We start from the raw sequence: 3,316 nt of genomic DNA on the forward strand, positions 1-3,316 counted from the left end.
CAGCTTGGCCAGCCCGTGGCTGAGCAGGTAGACGGCCGCGAAGGTGGTACTGCCGTGGGCGAGGTGCGTGCCGTAGCGAAACAGATGACCGGCGACGAAGTCGTGGGGATCGTGAGAAAGCTCGTGCTGGGTCGCCGACCTGATCAAGTGGCTGAGGGTGGCTGGCCGCAGGAACAACAACACCCCACCGCCGAGGACCTCTAACGCGCCGTCAACGCCCTTGAGGGTGACGCTGATCTTGAACGTGTCGTCCAGCCAGCGCGAGACGCCCACGCGCTCAGCCATGGCGCGACAACCGTTGAACCACCGCGACGAGCATGACTGTTAGCCCAACAGCCGAGCAATGACCCCCGGGTCTCCCGGCCACGCTTCGAGGATCACCTCTCGTGGCACGCGGCGGGCGGCATAACGCATCGCCAACGCGAAGACGACAACGTCATCTAGCGGTCCGACGACCGGCAGGAACTCGGGGATCAAGTCGACAGGCGACACGACGTACACCCCCGCGAACGCGACCGCTACCTTGACCCGGCGCGGCACTGCCGGGTGCTTTCGCAATCGGCGAATCGTGGTGACGCAGTTAGGCAGGAACCCCGCAAGCTCCTTCAGCGTGCCGCGCGGCAGCCGACGAGCAAGCAGGACGAGCAGCGTCCATGACGCGAAGGGCATCGCGAGACCGACAAGGAGCCAGCGAGTCCAGTGCTCCACCGGCCCAACCTATGCCGCGTCACAGCCGAAGCCGAACGCCAGCGCGGCGGGGAGCCCGCTCATGCCGAGACCCGCGTGCTCGCGGCCGCGACCAATCGTCGATCCCGCCGACGCACCACCGCGCCAGATCTGCCGCTCGGCGCTCGGATCGCTCGACCTACGCCTGGCCTTAGGCGCGACAATCCGTCGATGGAGACGGCCGCCTACCTCGAAGGTCTCACGACCCGGCTGCAGACTGCGAGGTTTGAGGTGGTGGAAGGCCCCGCAGGCTCGGTGGCGTTCTTCCGCCACACGAGGGGCAAGGCCATAGACATCGACACAGTCGTCGTTGCGCGACTCACTGCTAACGCGTCGCGCGATCAGGTTCGTGAGGCAAGTGCGAGCGGATTCGGTTTCGCGAAGGCGCTCATCTCCGCCCGTCGACAAGAGCGCAAGGCACGGTTGGTGGCGTACGTAGCGATTGTGTCGGACGGCGTCGATGACCGTGCTCACGAGTTCGTAGCGAAGTTTCATCCCAAGCACTGGATGGCATCAGAAGTACCCGTCTTAGTAGATCTGGCATCGGGAAAGGTGTCCATGCTCGGGCGGCGCCCGCTCTGGGGCGCTGCGTACTTCTCGGGCAACCGCGACGAGGTCGCCGCATGGTTCCCGGCGCGGTAAGTCGAAGGCCACCCGACGCGCCCGAACTGCCGATCGGCAGGCGCGCGGGATGATGTAGGTGTGACTCAGATCTGGCGCATACAACTTCTCGTTGAGACCGACGACGAGGCTGAGGTGGAGAGGCTCGTGGACGCGGTCGCGAAGGTGGCGTGCCCCATTGATCCGGCGGATGAGCACGTTTGCCAAGTGCCGTGGTTCGTCGTCAGCTCGCCCCTCGCGAAGAAGAAGGCCCTCGCCTGGCGGGACGTGCTGAATCGATAGGCGTCGTCCCCGCCCGAACAGCCGCTCCGCGCTCCTGGGATCGGACATCATCGCGCGGGTGCTTATGGCCGAGAACGAGGCAATGAGTTTGGCGATGGACTGGGTCGGATCGCCGGATGCCACAGTGCTGGCGGTAGAACTCATCGGTGACGAGGAGTGGGTGGTAACGCTCGCCGGACGCCTCCGTCTCCACCAAAGCGGTCCGCACCTGAGACGTTCACGGCGACCAACGGGACACAGGTGGGTGCGGCTGACGTTCGACGCAAAGAACCGGGACCGAACGGTTCCCATCAGAGTCGAGGCACGCGAGCCGTACTACGACGATTGACGAGCCGATGCAGAACTGCCTGATCGCTCGGCGCTCGCTGATCGGGCATTCGATCGCGCGGAACGTGACCATGATGATCGTGTTCCCCAGATGACGTGCCGTCGACGCCACGGTCGGGGATGCGCAGCCGGCTCGGCCTAGCGAGTCTTAGCTAGTCGGCCATGAGATCGGCAAGTTCAAGAAGGGCATCGCGCTCGGTGGTGAGGCGAGGTCGGGCTCGCCTATGCACGGCCTCCGCCGGGTCGATCGCATGTTCGCAGCGAGCGGTGTAGGCGAGGGCGTACAGCGCCGCGGCGCCGGCCACAACCCGTTCGGCTGTCCCGAACCGCGCTCCTCGCGCCTCCTCATAGAGCGCTACGTAGGTGGCGATCTCGTTGGCGCTTGGAGCAATCTTGCTTCCGTCGACGGCCGACCAGGTGGCGGCCGCCTGGCCGACGGCGACGACCTCAGCAGCGTTGGAGAGGCTGTCCCAGTCGTACACCGCGAGCAACCCGGTCTCGTTCATGCGGACGTTCCTCGCGGACCAATCGCAATGGGCGATGACAGGCGTCGCGACATGGTCGTCGCGCACCGTCTTGGCCGCCTGTGCGAGCTGGTCGATCCACTCCGCCCCGGCAGCAGTGGCCTCGAAGTCGAAGACCGGGCTGTGCGGGATGGGATAGAGACCGTCCCGGTCGGCGTCCATCGGGTGCGGGCGTAAGCCGGAGCCGTCGAGGCCACGGCAGAGGTTGATCTGAGTTGCCAGCCCGGCCGCCGAAACGCTGAGCATCGCTTGCGTGATCGTTCGCTGCCCGGGGTCTGCAAGGTAGGCCTCGATGAGCGCGTGCCCACCGAGGAGGTGCACCGGCCCAGAGACAGGCCGCGGGCAAGGAAATCCAGAACTGGCAAGGGCACCTTGTGCTCGCTGGACTCCCCGCAAGAACTCATCCGACCAGCGTGGCTGGTACGCCTTAACGACGACCTTCGATCCGTTGTGCAGCAGCAGGCCGGCGACGCATCCGACCGAGGCCTCGTAGAACATCGCGGCTTCAATCTGCGTCCCGAGGCTGCGGCGGACCAGGCTCTCGAGCGCGGAGGCGATCTCCACGGCGTCCCCCGTGCCGAACACCACCCGTTCCACCAGGTCGGTACCGCAATCTGTGATCGACGTTGAGATCAGCCCGGCAAGCGCGGACACTCACTCACGCTACGACGATCGACGGCTCGCCGCGAGCGCCCAGAACTGCCGCTCCGCGCTCGTTAGGCGAGCTCGAGTCAATGGTGGACGCCGTGGCGACGCTCGCCGAGTCGGCATCGAGCCCGGCGCACCCACCACATGGGCGAGCCGAGCTTCGGGTTCTCAACCATTCCCCTCGTCAG

Annotated in this window: 6 protein-coding genes (1 of these 6 cut by a window edge); 2 read left to right on the plus strand and 4 right to left on the minus strand. The window is 66.0% G+C overall.

Annotated elements, in window-relative coordinates:
- A partial coding sequence (locus E6G06_21690; protein ID TML85781.1) for a DUF2127 domain-containing protein occupies nucleotides 1–285 on the minus strand: 285 nt, incomplete at its 3' end.
- 39 nt (nucleotides 286–324) lie between these two features.
- Nucleotides 325–669 carry a DUF1232 domain-containing protein gene (locus tag E6G06_21695; protein TML85790.1) on the minus strand — a complete coding sequence of 115 codons (345 nt, stop codon included), beginning with the start codon at nucleotides 667–669 and terminating at the stop codon, nucleotides 325–327.
- Nucleotides 670–897: 228 nt separating this feature from the next.
- On the opposite strand from E6G06_21695, the gene E6G06_21700 reads away from it, so the two are divergent.
- Together E6G06_21700 and E6G06_21705 are read left to right on the plus strand one after the other, a co-directional pair.
- Entirely contained in the window at nucleotides 898–1,368 is a 471-nt protein-coding gene (locus E6G06_21700) for a hypothetical protein (protein ID TML85782.1), read from the plus strand.
- 60 nt (nucleotides 1,369–1,428) lie between these two features.
- Nucleotides 1,429–1,629, plus strand: coding sequence for a hypothetical protein (locus E6G06_21705; protein ID TML85783.1), 201 nt, complete (start codon nucleotides 1,429–1,431; stop codon nucleotides 1,627–1,629).
- A 479-nt stretch (nucleotides 1,630–2,108) separates the two neighbouring features.
- On the opposite strand, the gene E6G06_21710 is transcribed toward E6G06_21705, so the two are convergent.
- Both E6G06_21710 and E6G06_21715 read right to left on the minus strand, forming a co-directional pair.
- Entirely contained in the window at nucleotides 2,109–3,134 is a 1,026-nt protein-coding gene (locus E6G06_21710; protein ID TML85784.1) for a hypothetical protein, read from the minus strand.
- A gap of 77 nt (nucleotides 3,135–3,211) precedes the next feature.
- Nucleotides 3,212–3,316 carry the 3' portion of a hypothetical protein gene (locus E6G06_21715; protein ID TML85785.1) on the minus strand. Its footprint extends 891 nt past the window's final position, so only the last 105 of its 996 coding nucleotides appear in the window; the start codon falls outside the window, past its right edge — the gene reads right to left on this strand; the stop codon is at nucleotides 3,212–3,214.

Source organism: Actinomycetota bacterium (assembly GCA_005888325.1).
Taxonomy (GTDB): domain Bacteria; phylum Actinomycetota; class Acidimicrobiia; order Acidimicrobiales; family AC-14; genus AC-14.